At 49.2% G+C, this 24725-nt stretch carries 22 protein-coding genes; 14 read left to right on the forward strand and 8 right to left on the reverse strand.

Going from position 1 to position 24725, the window contains the following annotated elements; translation table 11 throughout:
* Window positions 1–237: 237 nt before the first annotated feature.
* The 4 genes from HP398_RS13710 (at window position 238) to HP398_RS13725 (ending at window position 4025) form a co-directional block, all read left to right on the forward strand.
* Window positions 238–705: a DinB family protein gene (locus HP398_RS13710; protein WP_017251548.1), complete on the forward strand. Its 468-nt coding sequence runs from the start codon at window positions 238–240 to the stop codon at window positions 703–705.
* A 116-nt stretch (window positions 706–821) separates the two neighbouring features.
* Window positions 822–2243 (forward strand): branched-chain amino acid transporter BcaP, encoded by a 1422-nt coding sequence (gene bcaP / locus HP398_RS13715; protein WP_017251547.1) that lies wholly within the window; start codon window positions 822–824, stop codon window positions 2241–2243.
* A 118-nt stretch (window positions 2244–2361) separates the two neighbouring features.
* Entirely contained in the window at window positions 2362–2880 is a 519-nt protein-coding gene (locus HP398_RS13720) for a ribonuclease FAU-1 family protein (RefSeq protein ID WP_173622859.1), read from the forward strand.
* 242 nt (window positions 2881–3122) lie between these two features.
* On the forward strand, window positions 3123–4025 hold the full coding sequence (locus tag HP398_RS13725; protein WP_173622860.1) for an Ig-like domain-containing domain: 903 nt from the start codon (window positions 3123–3125) through the stop codon (window positions 4023–4025).
* Between the two features lie 300 nt (window positions 4026–4325).
* On the opposite strand, the gene HP398_RS13730 is transcribed toward HP398_RS13725, so the two are convergent.
* From HP398_RS13730 to HP398_RS13740, 3 genes are read right to left on the reverse strand one after another with little or no spacing between them, the layout of a single operon-like run.
* Complete coding sequence (locus HP398_RS13730) at window positions 4326–5873, reverse strand: MFS transporter (protein ID WP_173622861.1); 1548 nt, start codon at window positions 5871–5873, stop codon at window positions 4326–4328.
* Window positions 5870–6310 (reverse strand): SRPBCC family protein, encoded by a 441-nt coding sequence (locus HP398_RS13735; RefSeq protein WP_173622862.1) that lies wholly within the window; start codon window positions 6308–6310, stop codon window positions 5870–5872. The genes HP398_RS13730 and HP398_RS13735 overlap by 4 nt, the downstream gene beginning before the upstream one ends.
* A gap of 13 nt (window positions 6311–6323) precedes the next feature.
* Window positions 6324–6812 carry a MerR family transcriptional regulator gene (locus tag HP398_RS13740; RefSeq protein WP_017251543.1) on the reverse strand — a complete coding sequence of 163 codons (489 nt, stop codon included), beginning with the start codon at window positions 6810–6812 and terminating at the stop codon, window positions 6324–6326.
* Window positions 6813–7015: 203 nt separating this feature from the next.
* Here HP398_RS13740 and HP398_RS13745 point away from each other — a divergent pair, with 203 nt between their 5' ends.
* A complete protein-coding gene (locus tag HP398_RS13745) occupies window positions 7016–9214 on the forward strand; it encodes a DNA topoisomerase III (RefSeq protein WP_173622863.1) in 2199 nt (732 codons plus the stop codon).
* 66 nt (window positions 9215–9280) lie between these two features.
* On the opposite strand, the gene HP398_RS13750 is transcribed toward HP398_RS13745, so the two are convergent.
* Entirely contained in the window at window positions 9281–9658 is a 378-nt protein-coding gene (locus HP398_RS13750; RefSeq protein ID WP_026043325.1) for a VOC family protein, read from the reverse strand.
* 316 nt (window positions 9659–9974) lie between these two features.
* Between HP398_RS13750 and HP398_RS13755 the strand changes: the two genes are divergently transcribed.
* The 5 genes from HP398_RS13755 to purU all read left to right on the forward strand — a co-directional run bounded on the left by HP398_RS13755 (window position 9975) and on the right by purU (window position 14768).
* Window positions 9975–11165, forward strand: a complete 1191-nt coding sequence (locus HP398_RS13755) for an HlyD family secretion protein (RefSeq protein ID WP_173622864.1) — start codon at window positions 9975–9977, stop codon at window positions 11163–11165.
* The gene (locus HP398_RS13760; RefSeq protein WP_173622865.1) at window positions 11162–11920 is read left to right on the forward strand and encodes an ABC transporter ATP-binding protein; all 759 of its coding nucleotides are present in this window, start codon (window positions 11162–11164) and stop codon (window positions 11918–11920) included. Before HP398_RS13755 ends, HP398_RS13760 begins: the two co-directional genes overlap by 4 nt.
* Window positions 11917–13056 (forward strand): ABC transporter permease, encoded by a 1140-nt coding sequence (locus HP398_RS13765; protein ID WP_173622866.1) that lies wholly within the window; start codon window positions 11917–11919, stop codon window positions 13054–13056. The genes HP398_RS13760 and HP398_RS13765 overlap by 4 nt, the downstream gene beginning before the upstream one ends.
* 18 nt (window positions 13057–13074) lie before the next feature.
* Window positions 13075–13755, forward strand: a complete 681-nt coding sequence (locus tag HP398_RS13770) for a TetR/AcrR family transcriptional regulator (protein WP_017251537.1) — start codon at window positions 13075–13077, stop codon at window positions 13753–13755.
* Window positions 13756–13871: 116 nt separating this feature from the next.
* Window positions 13872–14768 carry a formyltetrahydrofolate deformylase gene (purU, locus tag HP398_RS13775; RefSeq protein ID WP_017251536.1) on the forward strand — a complete coding sequence of 299 codons (897 nt, stop codon included), beginning with the start codon at window positions 13872–13874 and terminating at the stop codon, window positions 14766–14768.
* Window positions 14769–14845: 77 nt separating this feature from the next.
* Here purU and HP398_RS13780 read toward each other — a convergent pair whose 3' ends face one another.
* Window positions 14846–15739, reverse strand: coding sequence for a LysR family transcriptional regulator (locus tag HP398_RS13780; protein ID WP_173622867.1), 894 nt, complete (start codon window positions 15737–15739; stop codon window positions 14846–14848).
* A gap of 124 nt (window positions 15740–15863) precedes the next feature.
* Between HP398_RS13780 and HP398_RS13785 the strand changes: the two genes are divergently transcribed.
* Window positions 15864–17096, forward strand: a complete 1233-nt coding sequence (locus tag HP398_RS13785; RefSeq protein WP_173622868.1) for an MFS transporter — start codon at window positions 15864–15866, stop codon at window positions 17094–17096.
* Here HP398_RS13785 and HP398_RS13790 read toward each other — a convergent pair.
* From HP398_RS13790 to HP398_RS13800, 3 genes are all read right to left on the reverse strand, one after another.
* Window positions 17074–17838, reverse strand: coding sequence for an alpha/beta hydrolase (locus tag HP398_RS13790; RefSeq protein ID WP_173622869.1), 765 nt, complete (start codon window positions 17836–17838; stop codon window positions 17074–17076). The genes HP398_RS13785 and HP398_RS13790 overlap by 23 nt on opposite strands.
* A 101-nt stretch (window positions 17839–17939) precedes the next feature.
* Window positions 17940–18596: a CoA transferase subunit B gene (locus HP398_RS13795; RefSeq protein WP_173622870.1), complete on the reverse strand. Its 657-nt coding sequence runs from the start codon at window positions 18594–18596 to the stop codon at window positions 17940–17942.
* Window positions 18597–18642: 46 nt separating this feature from the next.
* The gene (locus HP398_RS13800) at window positions 18643–19335 is read right to left on the reverse strand and encodes a CoA transferase subunit A (protein WP_173622871.1); all 693 of its coding nucleotides are present in this window, start codon (window positions 19333–19335) and stop codon (window positions 18643–18645) included.
* A gap of 265 nt (window positions 19336–19600) precedes the next feature.
* Between HP398_RS13800 and HP398_RS13805 the strand changes: the two genes are divergently transcribed.
* The 3 genes from HP398_RS13805 to HP398_RS13815 all read left to right on the forward strand — a co-directional run bounded on the left by HP398_RS13805 (window position 19601) and on the right by HP398_RS13815 (window position 24703).
* Complete coding sequence (locus tag HP398_RS13805) at window positions 19601–20848, forward strand: efflux RND transporter periplasmic adaptor subunit (protein WP_017251531.1); 1248 nt, start codon at window positions 19601–19603, stop codon at window positions 20846–20848.
* Window positions 20841–24089, forward strand: a complete 3249-nt coding sequence (locus HP398_RS13810; RefSeq protein ID WP_173622872.1) for an efflux RND transporter permease subunit — start codon at window positions 20841–20843, stop codon at window positions 24087–24089. The genes HP398_RS13805 and HP398_RS13810 overlap by 8 nt, the downstream gene beginning before the upstream one ends.
* A gap of 110 nt (window positions 24090–24199) precedes the next feature.
* A complete protein-coding gene (locus HP398_RS13815) occupies window positions 24200–24703 on the forward strand; it encodes a VanZ family protein (RefSeq protein ID WP_017251529.1) in 504 nt (167 codons plus the stop codon).
* Window positions 24704–24725 lie beyond the last annotated feature (22 nt).

The following is a 24725-nucleotide window of genomic DNA, read 5'->3' on the forward strand; positions in this document are numbered from 1 at the left end:
CACTATGATCTAACAGCCAGAAGAGATCAAAGCTATACGAAAGCACTGTCACATGTTTGGAAGGAGACCACCCGAACGAAGAGAGGATACAGGCGACTGGAAAACATGTGGCAGGGCTTCACCCGACCACTACCGTTAGAAGACAAGCACACAGGATTTCACAAAACACGAACGTACGTGCTATAATTAGTTAAAATTTTCCTAATCTACATAATGATCAAACAAGGAGCGAATCCAATGAAAATGTTTTTCCAGTATAACTGGCAGGTACGGGACGAGTGGATGGAATGGTGCAAGCAGCTGTCGTCAGATGAATTGCTCCGCGAGCGTACAGGTGGGGCTGCCACGATTTTGTACACGCTGTTTCACATTACAGATGTGGAGTATAGCTGGCTTCGAGGTGTACAGGGGAAGCCGGATATTCAGGTATCGTATGAAGATTACAAGTCTCTGGAAAAGGTAAAAGAACTATCAGATGCATGGCGCATAGAATTGCGTGATTTCATCGAGAATTGGTCAGACGAGATGGAGAACGAATCGGTAAAGGTCGCCTGGGATGATGAAGTGTACACGAAGGGGGAGCTGCTTCGCCATGTCATCGCCCACGAGATTCATCACATGGGACAGTTGTCCATTTGGGCGAGAGAGCTTGGGATTACACCAGTTTCCGCCAATGTCATTGGGCGCGGATTAGCAAGTAGGTAGCCCTGACAAAATCCGCCCAAACTGCACATGTGCATAATTTTCCTCCAAACGGATCATACTCCAACTGTTTTCAATCACGGTTGGAAGTGAATGACCCGCTTGGGAGGTCGCACATGATGTCATGGAAAAATCAATTGCTGAGGAAAAAGTCAGTTGCACAAATGCTGGAGCAGGTGGATAAAAACGAAAGCTCGCTCAAAAAGTCATTAGGTGCTTTTGACCTGACGATGCTGGGCATCGGCGCGATCATGGGAACAGGGATTTTTGTGTTAACGGGAGTTGCCGCTGCCTTGCACGCTGGGCCAGCACTTGTTTTGTCTTTTGTTATTGCGGCACTTGCCTGTGTGTTTGCCGCACTCTGCTATGCGGAATTTGCTTCGACTGTTCCAGTGTCGGGAAGCGCATATACATACAGTTATGCGGCATTTGGCGAATTTGTCGCGTGGATGATTGGGTGGGACTTGATTCTCGAATACGGAGTGGCTTGTGCTGCGGTGGCAAGCGGATGGTCGGGGTATGCCCAGGGATTGCTAGCTGGGTTTAACATCCACCTGCCGCATGCGCTCACGAGTGCGTTTGATGCATCGAAAGGAACAATCATCGATCTACCTGCGGTCCTCATCATTGTCATCATTACAGCTTTGTTGATGAAGGGAACGAGAGAGTCAGCGAGCTTGAATACCATCATGGTGTTAATAAAAATAACGGTAGTTGTCCTGTTCCTCGTCGTTGGGGTCATGTATGTCAAGCCGGAAAACTGGAGTCCATTTATGCCGTTTGGTTTTGCGGGAGTAGCGACTGGTGCCGCAACGGTGTTTTTTGCTTTTATCGGGTTTGATGCGGTGTCCAGTGCGGCCGAAGAAGTGCGCAATCCCCAGCGCGACATGCCAATCGGGATCATCTCGTCCTTACTCGTGTGCACGATTTTGTACATTGCTGTCTCGCTGACATTGACAGGGATTGTTCCGTACAAATTGTTGAATGTCAAAAATCCGGTAGCCTTTGCGCTCAGTTATGTCAATCAGGACTGGGTAGCAGGCTTCATTTCGTTGGGTGCTATCGTCGGGATCACGACCGTTTTGTTAGTCATGATGTATGGACAAGCCCGGATGTTTTTTGCGATGAGCCGAGATGGCTTGCTCCCTGAGCTCTTTTCGCACGTACATCCCCGCACACAGGTACCACAAAAGAGCACGCTCGTCGTGGCAGTATTAGTTGCAACCTTCGGTGGATTATTGCCCCTCTCGAGCTTGGCCCAGCTCACTAACATCGGAACGCTGTTTGCTTTTATTTTGGTCTCGATTGGACTAGTTGTACTGCGCCGCACTCATCCGCAATTACCGCGGGCTTTTCGCGTCCCATTTGTTCCGCTTGTTCCCTTGCTTGCGGTTCTCTTTTGCGGATATCTCGTTTTCAATCTGCCTACGCTGACCAAGATCGGTTTTCTCGGTTGGCTGTCGGTCGGAGCGATCGTCTATTTCCTTTATGGGCGCAAACACAGTCGATTGGCAGCAAAAGACGACTCCTCCCAAACATAAGTGGCAGGTTCATCCGTTTAGGCATGTTCTACGTGAGCATGTCTTTGTTTGCTATCTGACAAAGCGATCCCATTCATGATAGAGTAAAAGCAACCAAAACGACGAGGGAGAGCAGGCTATGAAACGAAAACGAGCAGATCGACCTGGTTGGAGACGCGTGAAGCGATTGGGCTACCAGCAAAAGTGGGTAGAAGCTTTATCTTTCTCTGGGTACACTGTCCGTCTGACTCTGGACGAAGTAAGTGAGCCTGCTTACATGCCTGTCGGGGATAAAACTCTGTGTGTGGGCGATCGAGGATATGTGTACTTGCAGTATTTTCCCCATGGTCAAGCTTATGCCGTTACGAAAATGATGGATGAGTTAGGGAATACGGTGCAATGGTATATCGATATTTGCCGGGGACATGGTAAGGATGAGATCGGGCATATCTGGTATGACGATCTGTACCTCGACATCGTGGTACTGCCGACAGGAGAAGTATACCTGCTTGATCAGGATGAGCTCGATGAGGCATTGAAAAAAGGCGTTATCACGAGCGAGGATCACCAGTTTGCCTCCGAGACCGCTGATCTTTTATTACGAAATATTTTGGCGGGCAAACGGGATGACTTTGACTTTCCGAATTTTTTTGCATAAACGTATGGAAGAACGAAGGCGGTTGTTGCTTTCGTTCTTTTTTTGGTCGACGTACCGCTTTTTGGAGTGGAGACGAAGGCCTTGAGCTTGCTCCGAGTTTTCTAATTTAGGAAGGTCACGATGGATGAAAGAGATCCTAGTCCAAAATAACCGTATTTTTATTTCGTGTAAAAAACTGTATGTTACGCCTTAAAAATGAAATACGATTTTTATGAACAAACAAACCATTTTGGAGGAGAAGCATGAAGAGTTTATTTCAAGCCTTACTCGCAGTAACACTCATGTTCAGTCTAACGCTTAACAGCAACAACGTATCAGCAAAATCGGAGCAAGAAGAGCTTGGTGTACCGAATCAGTTCCTTGATGATGAGCAGCTAGAGGAAATTGACGCGAAATTCGAAAGTGAATACCAGCTCGATAGCACGTATATTTCCGACAACCTAATCAGTTATCCAAAACCTGGGGATGTGTTCGTATCCGTTTCTAATCCTATTATTGCGCAGACAGATGTTCCTACAAACATTCAACCTGCGCTTACATTCTCGGTGCCAATTGCTTTTGACAATGATCCGTCAACAGTAGTAGCTCTCTATAAGGTTGAAGGAAAATCACCAGTCAGCGGAAAATTGGAGATTAAAAATAACTCACTCTATATTCGTCCTGACAAGACTTTGAAATCAAATACGAAATATGCGATCGAGATCGACAAAGGAGCAATTGTAAGCACCACTGATTCTACTAAATCGATCGATAAGTATTCATTTCAGTTTGTGACCAGCAACAACCAAGCGCCTATCGTAATCGATGTAGTGCCGTATGAAGAGGAAACAAAAGTGGATGTAAATGCGGTGATTAAAATGAAGTATGATCGCAAAGTGAAAAGTGGCACAAACGAATTCCTATTAATGGATGATAATGCTGCGGAGGTTCCTGCAACTTTTATCGTCAAAAATGACACGGTAACGATCCAACCGAATGCACCTTTAAAAAATAATGCAGAGTACTTCTTAGGGGTAGCCCAAGGAGCAGTAAAGGATACATCAGGGAATGAAAGCTATAAATATTTTTCCGTGTTCTCAACAGGCACCCCATCTGATGGAGGGGATGATCTAGAATTAGGTGACCTCTCAACAGAGGTTGAGTAGAAGAAATCAGTGAAGCATCTTCCTTTGACACCTCTGTTGCGACTGCTACAGGAAAGGGCGACAAGTGTATAGGGTGAAATGTAAAGATAGAAGGGTTGTCCCTATTCCAGAGACGGCCCTTTTTTCATTCATTCCTGCATTGGATTTCCCCTCCTACGGCTTTTTTGTTTACAATCGTTACAGGGTTGCTTGAATTGAATTGCCGATTGGTGCGCTTGCGTTTATGAAAAGGTTGTCTCGCATCCATGAGACAGCGGCAGCCTAGGACGAGAAAATTAAGTCCTTGACTGCCGCAGACAATTACATCTCACCTGGTGTTTTCTGCCCGATGCGGGGGATATGCCGAAGCTTGATCACGGTGAGTATGGCGATAGCGATCATGAGCCCGCCACTAACGGCCACAACAGCATGCATGCTGTCGGTAAATGCTATCTGGGCGCCATGAAGAAGTGTTGAACGAATAGGTTCGGGTAAAGCTTTAGCTGCCGAGACTGCCCCAGCGAGACTTTCGCGGGAGGCTGCGGATGTGGAGGTCGTAACATCTCCCGGTATGAAGCCGGCAATTTGAGTGCGGTACACGTACGTTCCAATGCTGCCTAATACAGCGATACCCAGTGCGAATGCGAATTCACCGCTCGTTTGCAGCAAGGACGCCGCCGAACCCGCTTTCGCAGGAGGGGCTGAGCCGATAATGATATCGCTGGACAAGCTCGCAAACGGGGCTGCTCCCATATTAAAAAAGATATAACCGACGATCAGGGTAGAGAGTCCGGATCCCGCTCCTACCTGGGACAGTAGAATACAACCAGTCGCCGAGACGGCAAGGCCTGCCCCGATAAGGAGCGACGGTCGGACCCGCCGAGCGATGATCGGCGACAACAACATGCCTGCCATCGACGCAACCACTCCCGGGAGCATGCACATCGCTGCCGCAAACGGCGATAGTCCTTCCACGAATTGAAGATGCTGTGCGATGAAGAGCATGGAAGCGCCTGTCAATGTGATGCCGAACATGCCGCCCAGTGCTGTGCTGAAGGCGGGGGTTGCGAATAGGCGCAAATCCATTAGCGGACTGTCCAACCGTTGCTGCCGTCTTACGAATAACGTCCCGAAAACAACACCTGCCACGATGGCAATGAGCGGCAAGATATGTAGACCTTGCTTAGCGATTTCCTTTAGGCCGTATATTGCCGGTAGAATGGTGCACATCGACAGCATGACGCTAGTCATATCCAAATGACCAGGTGCGGGATCCCGATATTCTGGCAGAAGATGGGATGCAGTCAACAACAGCAGCGCCATGACTGGAACCCCGAGTAGAAAAATCGAGCCCCATGAAAAATGCTCCAGCATCATCCCGCCGACTACTGGGCCAAGCGCCATGCCTCCCATGGAGCACATGAACCATATGCCTATGGCGAGGGAACGTTGCTTATGGTCGCGGAACATATTGCTGATCAATGCCAGGGACGAAGGCGATATCATCGCCCCGGCTATGCCGAGTAGCGCCCGTGCTGCAATCAACATTCCAGAGGTGCTGGAGTAAGCGGCCAACACCGATGCCGAACCGAATGCCGCTGCGCCGATCATCAGTAACTTACGGCGGCCGAGCCGATCTCCGAGCGAGCCCATCGTGATCAAAAAACCCGAGAGCATGAAGCCGTAAATGTCCATGATCCATAGCTGCTCTGTACTGTCAGCGCCGAGAGAGACGCTTATGTGAGGAAGTGCAAGAATCATGACGGACAAGTCAATCGAAACGAGCAAGGCAGGCAAAGAAAGCACGGCAAGCCCAATCCATTCGTTCAAACCGGCCCGGATATTCGATTCAATTGCAGCATCTTTCATTGGCCGTCCAGAACCTCTCCGAGCCGATCTAACATCACCTTTGTTCCGTGCTCACGCTGTTCAGCCGTATCGAGATCGTCAAGAAAAACGCCCTGCTCGGTATAGATCAAGCGCGTGCCGCCGTCCACGGAATCGAATTCCACCGTCGTCACGGAGACAGACATCCGCTTGTCTTCCATGTCCAGCGTATATGAGTATACAATTCGCCTATTCTGAACGATCTCCTGATAGCAGGCATCGAATGTGTAAACGGGTCCCCCAGGCGGACCACCGCGATTGAATTCGCGTCCGCCGACGCGGAAGTCGAACTCTTCGGCTTTAGGAAACCAGCTGGCTTTGGCTGCTTGACCCGCCCATGCAGCGAATACACGGGCAGGGGCATGTTTATAGTTCCTTTCGATAACAAATGTGGAATGTTTGGCAGATCGTTCACTCACAGTCGAAACCTCCTTATCCGGGTTCTTCCGGATGCTCGTCTAAATATTCACCAAGTCGATCGAGGTGGTGATCCATACTCGATTTTCTCTCGGCGAAAAATTTCTCATGCTTCATTCTCATCGTCCGTATGATGTTCATGAAATGCTCAACGGTAAACGGTTCGTTCCTTTGCATCCGACTCGATACATTCTCAAGCTCGTGCAAGAGTTTCTGCTGCATGCGGATACTTTCTTTCAGGCTATCTATTTGAATGGTAACAATGTCTGACAGGCTGAGTTGGTCTCCGGCCATAACGGCTTTAATCTGCTCCAGCGATAGCCCCAACTCCTTTAAGGACAAAATTTGCTGTAGACGTGAAATGTCCTTTTCGGTGTAGAGTCTGTATCCGGATGGCGAATAGCCAGATGGTGAAAACAAGCCTATCTGATCGTAAAAACGCAAAGTTCGTATCGTAATACCCGCCATTTTCGCAAGTTCTCCTACTTTCCACTGTTGCTTCATGATCAGCCCCTTTCTGGGTCGCTAGCGTTTCACCGGTGACTTCACTATAAACTGTTACGTTACGTAATGGTCAAGGATCCTTATGAAGTTTTTTCCAATTCGTCTAAAACTTTATGATCTCGGAACATTTAAAAGCCCCTTCTTCCTGCTTTTTTGTTTACAATGGATACAGATTGTTGAATTGGTTTGAAAGGATGTCGTACATGAGTAAAACAGTTGTACTGGCAGAAAAGCCTTCGGTTGGACGCGACATTGCGAAAGTATTGCAGTGTCACAAAAAAGGAAACGGCTTTTTTGAAGGAGATAAATATATCGTAACGTGGGCGCTTGGGCATTTGGTCACTCTCGCTGATCCTGAAGCGTACGGGCAACAATTCAGTTCGTGGCGAATCGAGGATTTGCCGATTATGCCGTCCCCATTGCGCTTGGTCGTGATCAAGGAAAGCAACAAGCAATTCCAAGTCGTCAAACAACAATTGCGTCGCAACGATGTCGGGCAGATCGTCATTGCGACGGATGCAGGGCGTGAAGGAGAGCTCGTTGCCCGGTGGATTCTCGAGCTGGTGCACGTGAATAAACCAATCAAGCGTTTGTGGATTTCCTCGGTGACAGATAAGGCGATCCGTGAAGGCTTCCGCAATCTAAAGGACGGCAAAAACTATGAAAACTTGTTTGCCTCCGCCGCTGCTCGTGCAGAAGCAGACTGGCTCGTAGGAATCAATGCCACCCGCGCTTTGACGTGCAAGCATAACGCACAGCTCTCATGCGGTCGAGTCCAGACGCCCACACTCGCCATTGTGGCATCGCGAGAAGAGGAGATTCGTCGCTTTACACCCAAGCCATTTTACGGGCTGTCTGCGGTGGCCCAAGGTCCGATTCAACTCCAATGGCAAGATCAGCAAACGAAGGATGTCAAAACGTTTTCCAAGGAGAAAGCGGATCAGCTCACAGCTTCGCTCAAACAGGAGAAAAGCGCAGAAGTCATCGAGATTACTCGTGCACACAAAAAGACGTATGCTCCACAGCTGTACGATTTGACGGAGCTGCAACGGGATGCCAACCGGATGTTTGGCTACTCACCAAAGCAGACGCTGTCCATCATGCAAGGGCTATATGAGCATCACAAGGCCGTGACGTATCCACGAACAGACTCTCGCTATCTCTCTGCTGATATCGTCGAGACGCTGCCGGATCGAATCAAGGCTGTCCAAATGAAGCCATATGCGCCTCTCGCTGCCAGAATCCTGCGTGCGCCGATCAAAGCGAACAAATCGTTCGTGGATGACAGCAAAGTATCGGACCATCATGCGATCATCCCGACAGAGCAAGCTGTTTTTCTCGGTGATTTGAGCGATAAGGAGCGCAAGATTTTTGACCTCATCGTGAAACGCTTCCTGGCTGTTCTGCTGCCTGCCTTCGAATACGAGCAAACGACCATCCAGACGAAAATCGGGAATGAAACGTTCCTGGCAAAAGGAAAAACCGTGCTCTCCCAAGGCTGGAGAGAGGCGTATGACCACGATGTAGAAGAAGACGATGCGAAGGATGACGTAAAGGAACAGATTCTGCCTTCTCTAGCCAAAGGAGATCGCCTGCACATCCAGTCGATATCCCAGACTAAGGGCGAAACGAAGCCGCCAGAGCCTTTCACAGAAGCGAGTCTGCTGTCTGCGATGGAAAATCCGGCGAAATACATGGCGAACGAGAGCAAGGATTTGATCAAAACGATTGGGGAAACGGGCGGACTGGGTACGGTAGCCACACGCGCGGATGTGATCGAGAAGCTGTTCAACAGCTTTTTGCTAGAAAAGCGCGGCAAGCATCTTTTTGTCACCGCAAAAGCTAAGCAATTGCTAGAGCTCGTCCCAGATGAAATGCAGTCGCCGACCTTGACCGCCCAATGGGAGCAAAAGCTCGGTGCCATCGCCAAGGGAAGCTTGAACAAGCGAGCGTTTATCGAAGAGATGAAATCGTACGCCAAAGAAGTCGTCCAACAGATCAAGAACAGCGATCAGACTTTCCGGCACGACAACCTGACCAGAAGCAGGTGCCCGGAGTGCAATAAGTTTTTGCTGGAGGTAAACGGAAAGCGCGGCAAAATGCAGGTGTGCCAGGATCGGGAATGCGGCTATCGCAAAAGCATTGCCAAGCAGACCAATGCCAGATGTCCAAAATGCCACAAAAGATTGGAGCTGCGCGGAGAAGGGGAAGGACAAACCTTTGTCTGCGGTTGTGGGCACAAGGAGAAACTGAAGACCTTCCAGGAGCGTCGCGATAAGGAAAAGGGCAGCAAGGTTTCGAAGAAAGAAGTAACCAAGTATTTGAAGGGGCAAGACAAGGAACAGGACGAAGGAATCAACTCAGCATTGAAAGACGCCCTGTCCAAATTAAAGTTCGATTAAAGAGGCATGAAACAAAAGCATGAAACAAAAGGCGGCCGACCATTCAAGTCAGCCGCCTCATTATATTTACTTTTTCTCCAGCACAGCAAAGTAATTTTCTTCATCGTCTGCGAAGTTAAAGACGCGGCCCGAAGGCATCGTAACAATGTCTCCAACCTTCACATTTTTATTCATGAGGTCGTTACGCAAGTCCTCGATATTTTCCGAAAAGAGCAGGAGCGAAGGAGTGCCAAGATTCATTCCGGGCGACATTTTCGCAACCCATTCCTTATTGTGCAGAACGATGCTTGTTTCAGCGCCTTGTGCGGGAGCAATTTCAATCCATCTCATTTCACCGTTTTTCTCTTCTGAAACAACACGAAACCCTAGTTTTTCTGTCCAAAAGCTCACTGCTTGATCCTGGTTATTGACATACAGCATGATTTGACCGACTTTGCTAATCATCATAGACATTTTCACTCCCTACATGGTAGTTAAAAACCCGATGCTCCTAATCCTTTCCATCCCGACGGTATCTGATACACGATGCCAACGGACTTGTCTTCATCATAGCATGAATAATCAGACAGGGTTTCTTTTCGATTGCGCATTCTAGAAAAAGGAATTGCATTTCGTAAAAGAGGAGCATATACTCACAATTAAAAGTGAGTAATCACTCGCTAATCAAAAAGATCATCTAGAGCCTGGTTCTGTGGCTTGCTTTTTTCTCATAAAAAGAAAGTGATTACTCACTCTATTACGTAGGTAGGGGGAAGCGTTTATGAAACCAGTTGTTCGCTCTATATGTATCGGGGGACTGTTACTGGCATTGTCGGGCTGCAATTGGACATCCGAAAATCATCCGTCTCTGTCCGGCACAATTGAGGCCATCGAGCTGCCGATCGTAGCGGAAGTAGGCGGATTGGTGACAAACGTTACGGCAGAAGAGGGAAGTGCAGTAAAAAAAGGACAAGTGCTAGCCCAAATCGATAAACGAAGCTACCAAATTACTGTGGCAGAAGCACAGGCAGCATTGGACCAAGCGACAGCTAGACTAGAAGAGGCGAGAGCTGGTTCACGCGACACGACGATCCAAAGAAACATGGCCAACGTCCAGCAAGCAAATGCGAATATCCAACTGGCACAAGCGAGAAAAAATCAGGCGGAAGCAGGAAAAGCACGAGCGACTGAGCAGATGACGCAGGCAGAATCGCAATGGCAGGGGGCGCAGCAGACCCTTTTGTATCAACAAAAAAGACTCGAGGAAGCAACAGCGCTCTTCGAAAAAGGAGCAATCTCTGCCAAAGACCTCGACACGCAAAAAGAAGCAGTGAATCAGGCAAAAACGCAGGCAGATCAATGGACGGCACAAGTAGCTCAGACACAGGCACAGTATCGCTCTGCACAAGAAGACATCGCTGCTGCTGCGGCCCAAATCGGTACAGCACAAGCCGCGCAAGCCGGAGCGCAGGCGGATCTCGATCAGGTGAAGGAAGGAAGTACCGATTACGCAATTCGGGCAATGCTCGCCACCCAGCAGCAGGCGAAAGCGAAACTGGATCAAGCCTTATTGCAGTTGGAAAAGTCCAAGATTACTGCAACAGACGATGGTACTCTCTTGCGCTCCTCTATCGAACAAGGGGAAGTAGCCAAAACAGGCGCTACCTTGTTTACGATGATGAAGCCAAATCTGCTCGAGCTCGTCGTGTACATCCCGGAAGCACAATTGAATCGGGTGAAAAAAGGGCAAGAGGTTGGCATCAAGGTGGATGCCTATCCTGAGGAGACCTTTACGGGAACGATCAGTCGCATCTCAGAAAAAGCAGAGTTCACGCCGAAAAATGTACAGACGCCAGATGAACGCACCAAGCTTGTGTTCGCTGTTACGATACACATCACAGAAGGACTCGACAAAATCAAACCAGGTATGCCTGCCGATGTGCTCCTTGCAGACGAGGAGGGAGGTCAATGAACGCCGCTATCCAATGCGAGCAATTGACGAAGCGTTTCGGAGAGCGAGTAGCTGTGAACAGCTTGACGCTGACGGTTCCGAGAGGTTCGATTTACGGTTTTTTGGGTCCGAATGGCTCAGGGAAATCGACCACAATCCGGATGCTTTGCGGTTTGTTGACCCCGACGACGGGAAAGGGGACGGTACTTGGCTTCGACGTCATGACACAGAGCGAGGAAATCAAGCAACGGATCGGGTATATGTCACAAAAGTTCAGCCTGTATGAAGATTTGACAGTAGAAGAGAATCTCGATTTTTATGCCGGAGTTTATCAATTAAACAGCGCAGAACGTAAGCAGCGGAAAACGGAACTGATTGAGATGGCAGACTTGACCGGCAGGGAAAAGCAGCTTGCGGGTTCGCTGTCAGGGGGATGGAAGCAACGCCTCGCGCTCTCCTGCGCTCTTTTGCACAAGCCGGAGCTGTTGATTTTGGACGAACCGACAGCAGGAGTCGATCCTGTTTCCCGCCGGATTTTTTGGGACGTCATTCATGCGCTGGCGAGACAGGGGATCACGGTGCTGGTGACCACACACTACATGGATGAGGCACAGACATGCGATTGGATTGGCTTTATCTTTTTTGGCAATCTGCTGGCGGAAGGCACTCCCCAAGAATTGATTGATCGCATGGGAGTAGGCAATCTGGAGGATGTCTTCATTGATTTGGTTAGGCAGGAGGAAGCCAGACAGGTGGCGGAGGAGGGAGTCCGATGAGGTATTTTGTCTGGGAGCGTTACTGGTCTGTCGTGAAGAAGGAAGTTATCCAAATCAAGCGAGATCGTCCCAGTCTGGCGATTGCACTGGTCATGCCGCTGATGCTGTTGTTTTTGTTCGGATATGCGGTCAACACAGACGTCAATGACATCCAAATGGCAGTCTGGAATCAAAGCCCTTCTGCTGCCAGCCGAGAGCTGGTGGATCAGTTCGTCAATACACGTGTATTCGAGGTGGCAGCCCATGTAAGTGGCTACGAGGAGATCGAAGCCATGTTAGACGATGGCTCCGTAAATGTAGCGCTCATTATCGGGCCAGACTACACCCGCAAGCGTGATCGCAACGAGCCAGTAGATGTGCAGATGCTTATTAATGGTTCCGATCCGAATATCGCCCGGACTGCCACTTCTCAAGCTCAGTTGATCGTTCAACATCAAGCAATCACGTTGCAGGAAATAAAGCTGCAAAAACAAGGTTTGGGGGAGCTGGAACAGCCACTTGGCTTGGATACACGCGTGCTGTTTAACCCTAATATGGAGAGTATTGTCTTCAATATTCCCGGCCTGATCGGCTTGATTATGCAAAACGTCACGATGATTCTGACGGCATTTTCCCTCGTACGAGAGAAGGAGCGGGGAACGATGGAGCAGTTAATCGTGACTCCGATACGTCCATTGGAGCTGATGCTCGGCAAAATTACCCCCTATGTAGGTGTAGGTCTCTTTTCGTTTTGTCTGGTGCTATTGGTTGGAACGTATTGGTTCGGGGTTCCGGTCAAAGGCAGCATTTCGCTTCTGGTGACGTTGTCTATCTTGTTTTTGGTGACGACGCTTCTTTTGGGCATTTTCATTTCTACGGTGGCAAAGACCCAGCTTCAAGCGATGCAAATGGCATTCGCCTTTATCCTGCCCAGCGTGCTTCTCTCCGGCTTTATGTTCCCGCGCGATTCAATGCCGCTCGTGATACAATGGTTAGGCGGGCTCGTCCCGTTGACCTATTTTCTGGAAATCTTGCGAGGAATTTTCTTAAAGGGCGTGGACATCGATGCGCTCTGGAAGGATGTCGTCGGAATGAGCAGCTTTTGTCTCTTGATCCTGACCGTCGCGATCCTGCGATTCCGCAAGAAGATCGAATAAGAGGAGCGTAATAGAAGGATGAACAAGCCGCCAACATTTGTAGAAGGCCTGTTGCAATATGTAGAAGAGTTGAAAGACGAGAGTGAGATGACGGAGAAGCAGCGCAATATTTTGCGTGCATCAGTGAAGCTGTTCGCCGAAAAAGGCTTTCATGCCAGCTCAACCTCTGAAATTGCCAAAGAAGCAGGAGTGGCAGAGGGAACGATTTTTCGCCACTACAAATCGAAAAAGGATATTTTACTTGCCGTCGTAGCACCTGTGTTGGTCAAATTCGCGGCACCGTTCATTTTGAAGGATGTCCGTGAGATCTTCAAAGAGCAGAATAAAAAAACATTCTCCCAAATCGTGACAGAGCTATATCGAAACCGGATCGACTTGGTGCTGGCGAATGAAAAGCATATTCGCATTTTGCTGCAAGAAGCCTTTTTCCACGACGAAATCAGAGAAGCACTAATCGCTACAGTTTTTACAGGTGTGAAGGAGATGGCAAATAAGCTGATCGAGGCAAAGGTAGATGTGGGCGAATTGCGTCCGCTCCCGACGCAGGCTGTCTTTCGGGCGATCCTGTCCTCGATGATCGGACTCGTTTTGTTCCGGCAAGTTTTGGATACCGATGAATTTACACAGTTCAGCGACGACGAGCAAATCGCCCTGACCGTAGATATTTTGCTAAACGGGATTGGAAATCACTCTATCTAAAAATTTTTATCGATAAGTGAACATTTTTCTCTCGATTTGGGTATAGAAATCTCTTCTGGGAATGGTATAATTGCAAACAACTTTTTGCTGTTTTTTATGATGGAGGAGAGTAAACCATGCAATTGTTATCAGAGAGAGAATGGCTCGCGTATCGAGAGAAAAACAAAGATCGTGCGCGCATGCTGATTTCTTGCCCGGACCGCGCGGGTATCGTCGCGGCGGTGTCGAACTTCTTGTTCCAACAAGGAGCAAACATCGTTCAATCTGACCAGTACACGACCGATCCGGAAACAGGCCGGTTTTTCATGCGCATTGAATTCGATCTCATTAATCTGGACGAGCGCTGTGAAGAGATCAAGAAAGCATTCATCCCTGTAGCCGAGAGCTTTGGCATGGAATGGTCCTTGGTTGAAGCGAACAAGCGCAAGAAGGTCGCGTTGTTTGTTTCCAAAGAAGATCACTGTCTTTTGGAGCTCTTGTGGCGCTGGAAGTCCGGGGAGCTGTTCGCGGATATCGCGGTTGTCGTCAGCAACCATCCTGATATGCAGGAGACTGTCGAGTCCTTCGGTATTCCGTATCGTTGCATCGCCGTTACGAAGGATAACAAGCCGCAGGCAGAAGAAGCGCAGCTGGCAGCAGCAGAGGGCGTTGATCTGATCGTTCTGGCTCGCTACATGCAGATTTTGTCTCCGCGCTTTTTGGATGACTACGCGATGCGGATTATCAATATCCACCATTCCTTCCTCCCAGCCTTTGTCGGAGCGAAGCCTTACGAGCAGGCGTATCGTCGCGGCGTGAAGCTGATCGGGGCGACTGCTCATTACGTCACAGAAGAGCTGGACGCAGGGCCGATTATCGAGCAAGACGTTCAACGTGTATCGCATCAAGAGGACGTCGAGGCACTGAAGCAGCTGGGACGTCAGGTAGAGCGTACAGTGTTGGCGCGTGCGGTTCGTTGGCATCTGGAGGATCGGGTGCTGGTGTACGGCAACAAAACAATAGTGTTCCCATAAGCATTGCGGATAAGAAGAGGCTATTCCTTCGAGGAAGAGCCTCTTTTTTTTGCGTGTTTTCTGGAAGAAGGCTGCATTCACGAAGACCTCTCACGCTTTAGCAAATCCAAAAACTGAGCCACAACAGGCCGCTGATCTGTCTCATCATCACGCGTGCAGACATACAGGGGACGCTTGATCTCTACGCTTGGCACGGTTACTCGACCGACCTCCCCACGCTCTACCATTTCCCTAACGGCCAGAGCAGGAGCCAACATCGTCCCATATCCCGCCCGGACGGATTGGATAGACTCGACCAGACCGTGATACTGCATACCGACCTGTGGACGTTTCACACCGTGCTCGCGACAGAGAGCAAAAAGCCAATCACGGGTAGAACTGCCTTGTTCCCGCAACAAAAACGGCTCCTCCACGAGCTGCTCCATACTGATCTTTTTTCCTGCAAGCGGATGGTGAGCAGGCAATATAAACCAATAAGGCACATCCATCAAATGATGCCGATTGATAGGGAGCTCATCCCACGATTCCTTGATAATAACGGCCACGTCGACCTCACAGCTAAGAAGCAGTTCAATGGATTGCATGGAATTGCGCGTGCGAATTTCCACATCCACTCCTTCAAAATCGCGCTTGTACTGAGCCAGCCACTGTGGCACGAGATAATGCGAGGGGAGAAAGGTAGAAGCAATGCGGAGCTTTCCTTTCTTTCCTTGCTTCATCTCTGTCAGCTGTGTTTCGATTTCGCGTTCCCAGTCGTAAATACGACGTGCTTTTTCAAAAAGAAAACGCCCCTCATAGGTGAGAGAAATGCCGCGACCATCCGGGACGAGCAAGGTCATGCCCAATTCATTTTCGAGTTTGCGGATTTGGGCACTGACGGCAGGCTGGCTGATCGAGAGTGCGATTGCTGCCTCGGTGACACTACCCCGAGACGCTACTTCTACAAAAATGCGGAGTGCATGTAAGTTCATTTTGTACCTCGATTCATAACTTTTGTTTATGAGTTGTAGATAAATATGTATTAGAAATGATGAGTGATTGCGCGTAAGGTATAGCTCAGAAAGACAGAAAACGAGTAGAGAGAAGGATCAGGAGATGAGAGAGGTCAGTGGAAAGACACAAGTCGTGGCAGTCGCACTGGTGACAGCATTATGTATGGTAGGAGATTCGATGCTGTATGTGGTGCTTCCTCTTTTCTGGAAAGAGGCGGGGTTAACTTCGTTGTGGGAAGTAGGGGTATTACTGGCGGTGAACCGCTTTATCCGTGTACCACTCGGGCCCCTTGTTGGAAAATGGTATGAGCGCTCAGGAGGACGTACGGGTTTGATTTTGGCAGTGGGGCTGGCTTTTCTAACGACGCTTTCGTACAGCTTGGAAGGCTTTTGGCTGTGGCTTGTGATGCGATGCTTGTGGGGAGTAGCTTGGACATTTTTAAGGCTAGGTGCGTATTCCTTGATCGTGACTGTTTCCGAAGGGCATAATCGCGGGCAGCTCATGGGCTTGTACAACGGACTGTATCGATTAGGGAGCCTCGGGGGTATGTTGGTCGGAGCAATTCTGGCTTCTTGGTACGGGCTGTCTGTTGCTTCCATCGCTCTCGCGGTGCCTTCCTTGTTTGCAGCGATTCTCGTTTTTCGCTATATACGGCCTTCCTTTAGCAGTCAGGATCAGACAGACGTGAAGCGGATGGTAACAGGAAAACGTATATGGAATCAGGGAGCGATGCTGATGACGATGATTACGGCACTACTCGTCACGATGGTGTACCAAGGGATATTTACCTCCACGTTAAGTAGAGTGGTCGAAGTGCGCGATCCATTTATTGTGGTCGGCGGAGTCGTGTTAGGGGCAGCAGTCATTGCGAGTCTGGTACAAGGCATACGCTGGGGATGGGAACCATGGGCTGCCCCGTTAGTTGGTACATTGTCTGACAAGCATGGCAGGACGAAAATGTTCATCGTGACTTTGCTTGTCGCTTCGTTGCTGTTTGCTGCGTTGCAGGGAACGACACGCCTACAAGGAACGAACGCACTCGTGATATGGTTTGCCATTTTATTCGGCATTCAGTTGACCGCGACGATTATCACGACTGTGCTGGATACACTCGCGGCGGATGTAGCAGCGAGACAGGCCAACAGCCATGCATGGATGACACAATATTCAGTCGTGAGCGATCTGGGCGCGGCGCTGGGGCCGCTCCTTGCCTTTTGGCTGGATGAACATGTAGGACTGAGTGTGATGTACATCGGAATTGCTATTGTGCTGTTTATGCTTGCACTCGCCTGGTTGGGCCGACCGAAGCTGATCAAGATGGAAAACGTCTCTTGATCGTGGCCATGACGTGGGCAATCGCAGCCTCTTTATCAGGACCATGCAGCAGCATATGATTGGAATTCTCGTACCAAGAAATGTGCGGGGAAGCTGCTTCATCCACACTGGTCGCGAGTATTTGTGCACTCACGGCGTGGACAGTATCATCCCGCCTTGCTTGCAGCAGTATGTATGGCGTCGTAATTTTGGACAAAAGCGGCTTCGTTTCTGCCAACAGCCTGCGAAATTGCAGCATGCTGCTAAAAGGGATTCTGCCGATGCCATGTATGTAGCGTTTGGAGTGGGTAGAGAAATCCTCACGCAAATAGTGCATCGCCTCTTTGACATCCCAATATTTATAAGGAGTGTTGAGGGTAAACAGCAGGGCGACGGGGTATTTCGTCGTCAAGTGAAAGGCGAGCAGTCCCCCCATGGAAAATCCGATGACCACGATGGTGTCAGCGCGCATGGCCAGTCGCTTGTAGCCTTCTTCTGCCGAGCGGAGCCAGTCGTGGCGGGTGCTTTTTGCCATGTGACGACGAGTAGTCCCATGACCCTCCAAGGTAGGGCATTCCACGTGATAGCCAGCCTCGCGGAGCTTTTTGGCGAGTGGGAGTATGTCGTTGATGTCTCCGGCAAATCCATGGATGAGTAAGCAACCGACTGTTCCAGACATGGAATCTCTTCCTCTCAGATACTGGGAAATTTGATGGATCATCCATATTATATACGAAAAGGTGAGAAGGAGGCGACCGCGCAAGTGTGCGCACACCAAGCAAAAAAAGGAAAGAAAAAGCGACTTCACGCGGCTGCGATGAAGTCGGCTATTTTACTAACGGGGTTCTGTACCTGAAAAATAGGTTACAGCCCAATGGTTTTCAGTTCTGGAGAGATAAGTAGAGTAGGCTGCGTGCAGGCTTGGATATCTTCGGCTGTATAGCCTTCTGCTACTTCGACGAGGACAAGTCCGTCTGGTGTTACGTCCATGACAGCTCTGTCCGTAATGATACGGTTAACAACCTTCTTGCCAGTAAGCGGCAGGGTACATTCATTCAAGATTTTTGTCTCACCATGCTTGTTGACATGATCCATGATGACGACGATTTTTTTTGCGCCGTGGACGAGATCCATGGCACCGCCCATGCCCTTGACCATTTTTCCAGGAATCATCCAGTTAGCGAGATCGCCCGCAGCAGAAACCTCCATCGCCCCCAAAATAGCGAGGTCGATATGGCCGCCGCGAATCATCGCAAACGATTCAGCACTGGAGAAGTAGGCCGCACCTGGAATAGCCGTAACGGTTTCTTTTCCGGCGTTGATTAGATCAGGATCGAGGTTTTCCTCTGTCGGGTAAGGGCCAATTCCGAGCAAGCCGTTTTCCGATTGCAGAACGACCGTTTTTCCTTCCGGGATGTAGTTGGCGACGAGCGTGGGCATTCCAATCCCCAAGTTGACGTAAAAGCCATCTTCTATTTCCCCAGCGGCACGAGTGGCGATTTGCTCACGTGTAAGCGACATCTGTGTTTTCCTCCCTTGAATGTAATCCGGTTCTCTCTTTTGCTGTTTACGAGCGGACAGTGCGTCGTTCGATGCGTTTTTCGAACGAAGGTGCCTGTATCACACGTTGCACATAGACACTTGGTGTGTGAATATGCTCAGGGTCCAGTTCACCTGTCTCTACGATTTCTTCTACTTCGACGATGGTGATTTTTCCGGCTGTTGCCATCATCGGATTGAAGTTTTGGGCTGTTTTGCGGAAGACGAGATTACCCATTTTGTCAGCTTTCCACGCTTTAATGAGTGCGAAATCACCCGTGATGCCATATTCAAGCAGGTACTCTTTTCCTGTAAAATCGCGCGTTTCCCGTCCTTCAGCGATAGGTGTGCCGACTCCAGCTGGGGTATAGAATGCTGGAATGCCAGCTCCGCCTGCACGAATTCTCTCCGCCAGCGTCCCTTGTGGTGTCAACTCAACTTCGAGCTCACCAGACAGAAATTGACGTTCGAATTCCTTATTTTCTCCCACATAAGAGGAGACCATTTTTTTGATTTGCTTTTCGCGTAAAAGGAGACCGAGTCCCGAATCGTCTACCCCACAATTATTTGAGACGACTGTCAAGTTTTTCACTGCTTTGTCTCGCAGGGCGATAATCAGATTCTCCGGAATTCCTACCAGTCCGAAGCCGCCCACTAATAAAGTGGCACCATCGTGAATATCAGCCACGATGTCCGTGTACGAAGTGTAAATTTTGGCCATGACGATCACTCCCACCATGAAAAAATAAAGGATTTGTGTAAGCGCTAACAATAGGAGCAATGCAGTTGCCCCGTTTTCCTGCCCTTCTATCATACTAGATACGAGTTACAAACAAGTGACGAGACATTTGGATTATAAAAAATAATGTAAAATGACAGAAAAGTAGTACAACTATACCATTTTTTTCTGTAAAATATATTTTGTCAATATTCGTCGTTTCTTTGTCAGTATAGGAAGATTCAGGGGGAAATGTGGGGTTGCAGGAATGAAAAATACGAATAAATGGATAAGTCTCTCGGTTGTGGTCCTGCTACTCGTAGGGTGCGAAAAGCTAAATGAGGATGTTTCAAGTCTGAAACGAACAAAAGAAGAAACGGTTATCAAGGTAAAAACGGTAAGTGCGTATACAGTGGAGAATGGCAAGGATGAGCGACTGATGGAAGTCGCAGGTGTAGTGGCACCGCGTCAGGAGCTGGCTTTATCGTTTGGCGCCTCAGGCAAAATTTCAGGCATTCTTGTTGAAAAAGGAGCCACTGTCAAGGCGGGGCAGACGTTGGCGACATTAGATGGAACGGCCCTGCAGCAAGGAATTCACGCAGCTCAAGGACAGGTAGCAAGTGCTGCAATCAAGCGGGAAAAGGCCGCCAAGGGGCCGGAGAGTCATGAGGTGCAGACCAAGAAGCTACAGGTAGAAAAAGCGAGAGAACAGATGCAAAAAGCTCGCGACGAGCTCTCCAAAGCGGAGGTTCTGTATGCGAATGGAGCCATCTCGAAAGATGAAAAAGACAAGCTGGCCTCAGCACTGCGACAGGCCGAGCTGAGTCTGGAAGAAGAGCAAGTTGCGTACAACAACCTGCTGACGGGCGCCGATCCACTGGATATCGAAGAAGCGAATGCAAGCGTCCAGCAGGCCAATGTCCAATTGAGCCGCGCGAAGCAGGAAGCGGCTGATGCGGTGATCAAAGCTCCGTTTACAGGTGTGGTAGCTGCGATCTCCAAGACAGCGTCGGAGCAAGCAGGACCTGGGACAGAGGTCATTCGGATGGTCGATACGAGCTCTTGGCTTGTCAAGCTACAGGTAGAAAGGGAGCAAATCGCCCATTGGCAGGCAGGTAAAGTGGTAAAGGTGAAAGCTCCGGACGGCAGTGAAGCAGAAGGAAAAGTGACGTTTGTCTCACCTGTTATGGATACCAGCTTAGGGTCTTATCCAGTCGAAGTGACCGTAGACGGCAAGAATGTAGCGTGGAAAGGTGGCATGACTGTCACTTGTCAGTATCAGCTGCCAGCGTCAAATGTTGCGCTCGTTCCTGTTAGCAGCATCGGTGTCTCTGATGAAGAATATTACGTCATGAAAATCAATGAAAACTCAGTGGAAAAGACGTTTGTCAAAGTGGGGGCATTGCAAGGAACCTTCTATGAGGTAGTGGAAGGTCTCGTGCCTGGTGACCAGATTGTCGCGGCAGGCTTGTCGTATGTAGTGGATGGTGAGGCGGTGAAGGTGGCGGATGAATAACAAGACATTTTTATCGATTGTCCCGTCCTTTACCCGCATTCTGGTGGTCATTTGCTGTCTACTTGCGGTAGGAGCTTGGTTCGGTCTGGATATCAAGACTTTTCCGGATCGGTCTGTGCCGGAATATACAATTAGTCTCTCAGCACCCAAACTCTCCTCTGCGGAAGTAGACGAATCAGTCGCAAGAAAAGTAGAGGAAGCGGTACGTTCATTGGGCAGTGTGCTTACGATTGCTTCCGAATCTCGGACGGGGTCGGCGGTTATTACTGTAAAAACATCGGAACAAATCGGTTCGGATTACAAGGAACGATTGGAAAAGAAGCTGGGAGAAATCACGAAGCAGCTGCCAGTACAGGAATGGAGCGTCAGTCAAAGCAATCTGGCAGACAGCAAAATTGGCTTTTATGTACTGTACGGCACGGACTTGCAGACCTTGTCTGACGTTGCCCAAAATACCGTCTACGACAAATTGATCAATCTGCCAGGGATCGCTCGCATCGAAATGGACAAGCAAGCCTTGAAAGAGCAGGTAGATATCATTTTCCGACCGTCCATGCTACTCGCCTACGGGCTCACACCTGCTGATGTTTTGGCGCAACTGCCGATAGATGTGGTTGGGGAAGAGGTAGGCTCTGTTGGAGCTGATAAGGATCGAACCATTATTCAATGGACGAGTAAATCGGAAGGGCTGCAAGATCTGGGTAAGCACTTGATCCCCACCGATAAAGGATACGTACCACTACATACGTTGGCTGACATTCGTGATCGACGCGGGAGCAAAGGCGAACAAATCGGGATGTATCGAGGCTCGCCTGCATTAGGAATCACGGTGTATGCAGCAGATGTCGGGCAATTGCCTGTAATCAGCAAGCAAGTAAAGGAAGCGGTTGCCGAGTTGAACCAGGCTTCAGGCGGCAAGTACCGCCTCGATTTGTTTCGTGACGACGCGCAGACAATCACCGCTGCATTGAGGCAGCTTGGGGCATTAGCTGTTCTAACTGCTGTCATCTGTTCGCTCTTTATGTACTTGACCCGAAAACAATGGGCAGGGGCTGTACTTGCGCTTTTTGCAAACGTACTTGCGGTCGGCAGTGTTCTTGGGGGAATGTGGCTTTGGGGAATCCCATTGACGCTCTCCACGCTTGGGCCACTCGTGTTGTTTTCGCTATTGTTCACAGGAGCAGGCTCTGCGTTGTTTCATCAGTTTTCTCGCCTGCCCTCGTACTCGTTTGTTCGTTGCTTGCAAATGGCGTGGGGGTTGATGAAGCCGTTTTTACTCACGGTTGTCGTAGTGGCAGCCTGTTGGACAGGTGTCGTATTCACTGATTTCCTCAAGGCAGAAGACAAGGTTGTCTTGTACGATGCTTGGCCCGTTCTTTTGCTGGGGACGTTTGCTCTTATTCTTGTCTATGGATTTATCACACCTGTACTGACAGGAACGTGGCTGGAAGCTTCCGAACGAGTAGAGAAGGAAACACCACGGGCCTCCAATAAGGTGACAAGTTTTTTTCAAGATCGTTGGGAACGACTGGTGGAACAAGGGTATTTGCCTTATGGAATCACACTGGTTGCCTCGCTTGTCTTCGTCTTTTTGCTCAAGTCGTTTATTCTTGTAGATCCGTACGCCAAGCTTGATTATGGGGAAAAGTCGCTTTCTTTGCCAATGGTGCAGGGAAGCAGCATCGATGAGGCCATGCGGGCAGCACAAATAGCCGAGGAGCGTTTGCTTGCCATTGACGAAGTCCGAGATGTCTACACGATTGCTTCCGAAGAAAATCTGAGTTTTCAACTAAAGCTCGTGGACAAATACGATTGGACGCAATCAGTCTCGGAGCTGGAAAAAGTACTGGACAAAGAGCTGCGAGATATTCCTCAGACAGATCCGTTTGCGCTGGTCATTAATAAAGATAAGGCAACACGTCTCGTCTTGACGATCATGGGGCCATCCTTGCAAACGACGCAGAACATTGCCAATGAAGTATTGGCATTCATGGAAAAACAGAGTGCGAAGGATAAAGAGGGGCGAGAACTTGTAACAGATGAACGAATCGGTCCAGGTGCAGAGGGGACCTTTATCGACATTCGTCCGAAACAAGAGATGCTGGCACGTTACCGGATTACGCAAGAGGAGATCAAGAGACAACTGGAGAGCTATTTGGGAGAAAAAACAGCTGGCAGTGTCTATTGGAATGAACGTCAGGTACCGATCCACGTCCGATTCCCTGACGGGTGGATGGACTATCCGGATCAAGTAAAAAATATATTGATTCGAACATCACAAGGTACAGTGCGGTTATCTGAGCTGGTAGATTGGTCGATCGGCAGCGAACCGCCCACTTATCAACGGGAAGACGGACTGTATGTCTTCAAGGTAAGCAGTGCCGTCTCAGACCAAAGTCGAATTGAGCTATGGTCTTACATCATTCCATATTCCATGCAAGAAAAGGTGACGATACCCGAAGGCTACACGGTATATAACAACGATGAGCTGAAGAAATTGGAGGAGAAAAAGCTCAACAAGGTTGATTGGAGCAGCCGATTCTTGACGATTGGCAGTCTGATTGCCCTCGTACTTATCATGAGCTTGCTTTTGCAACGCAGAACGCGCGATGGATTATTTGCCCTCGTTCTCTTGCCTGTCTTGTCTGGAGGCTTTGCGCTGGGATTGCTGTGGCTGGATCGACCGATGAACGTGATGAGCTTCTATGGTATGGTTGCTGTCATTGCCGTCATCATTTTGCAGGCACTTCTTGCGCTGGATGAGCTGTACAAGGCCCAAGCCGAACAGGAACGAGTTTGGGACGGTATCAAGCTGGGGGCAAAACGCACCATGCTTAATCAAGCGGGGATATATTTGGCGATCGCGTTAGCCAGCCTTCCGCTAGCTGGGGGCTTGGGGAGTGGGAATGATTCGTTTGCGTCCTTTGCCAGCGTATTGTTGCTTGGCGTTCTAATGGGGGCTTTTGCCACAATGGGACTCCTTCCTGGTATGCAACATGCAGCTGTTCAAAGACAGGCTGCCCATTCTGAGATGTCCTTGCCGATCCTTGCTCGTCATTTGCGGATTTGGTGGGAAAATAACCAAGTACGTCGCCGCGATTTCAAAGAAAGAAAACGGGAACAGGCTCGCTCACAAAAAACAGGGCAAGTCGAAGCCTCGAACCACGATTCCAGGGAGTATGTACCTGTACAAGAGGACTTCCTGCCACTTTCTTCTTCTACACATGACGCCAACCGCTAAAATAGGTTGGCGTTTTTCTTTTTCAATCGTTCACGTAGCTGTAACCGACTAACTAGGTATACGTCATGGTAAGATAGGAAAGAGAATCGAAAGCAGGGGGTAGCAAACACGTGCGTCGATATCGAAAAGTATGGGATTACTTGCTTTTGATTGGCATTCTACTCGGGTTGTTCATTTCTTCTTCACAGCCATACGCCAAGCAAGACATGCGAGGGACGATAGACAAGCTAGTAGATGAACAGAGCTTACAAGACCGTATAGGCGACATATCCATTCCTTACGGAGGCAAGGATGTGAGCTTGGAAGAAAAGGGAGCGGCTGGTTTTATAGAGTTCTTGATACGGAAAGGGACACACTTTACTGTTTTTGCCCTCTTGGCTTATAGCTGGTATCGCGTGTTTTCGCATCATCTCTCGTTTGGGCAAGCACTGCCCTGGAGCGCTTTTTGCAGTGTGATGACGGCTGTTTTGGATGAATGGCACCAGACGTTTACACCGGATCGAACCGGAATGGTACAGGATGTTTTGCTCGATGCATCTGGATCTGTCACGATGTTGTTGATAATTGCTCTCAATTACCTGTATTCACGGAGAGCATATCGTTATAAAATGTAGGAAGCCTATCCATCCTAGTAGG

This window comes from Brevibacillus sp. HB1.4B, assembly GCF_013284285.1.
Lineage (GTDB): Bacteria > Bacillota > Bacilli > Brevibacillales > Brevibacillaceae > Brevibacillus > Brevibacillus porteri.